General features: G+C 57.8%; 1 pseudogene. It reads right to left on the bottom strand.

Going from position 1 to position 306, the window contains the following annotated elements:
* Positions 1–153: pseudogene (locus tag EN807_RS37775) on the bottom strand (HAD family phosphatase); the annotation flags it as partial.
* Between the last annotated feature and the right edge of the window lie 153 nt (positions 154–306).

Below are 306 nucleotides of genomic sequence, written 5' to 3'. Positions count from 1 at the left end.
GTTGGACACCACCGCCTGCTCGACGCCCAGCGCGCGCAATTCGTTGAACACTTCGATCGCGCCGGGGCGCGGCTTCAGCGTTTCGGCCAGCGGCAGGTAGTGATCGTATTTGCGCACGATCCAGTCGTCGAACGGCAGGTCGAGCACGAATTCCACAAATGTCGCTATGACATTGGCGTGGACAGTAGGCAATACCGGTTGCCCTTTGGTTCTACTGTGCATAGAAAGCACCTGCTGGCGGGCGAAAGATTGGGGTATTCGGGGCGTGGGCTCTAAATTCGAAAAGTTAAATCGGCTGCGCGAGTC

Source organism: Mesorhizobium sp. M5C.F.Ca.ET.164.01.1.1 (assembly GCF_004792125.1).
Lineage (GTDB): Bacteria > Pseudomonadota > Alphaproteobacteria > Rhizobiales > Rhizobiaceae > Mesorhizobium > Mesorhizobium wenxiniae.
Note: the sequence above shows the minus strand (reverse complement) of the source record. Positions and strands in the feature narration are given on the sequence as shown.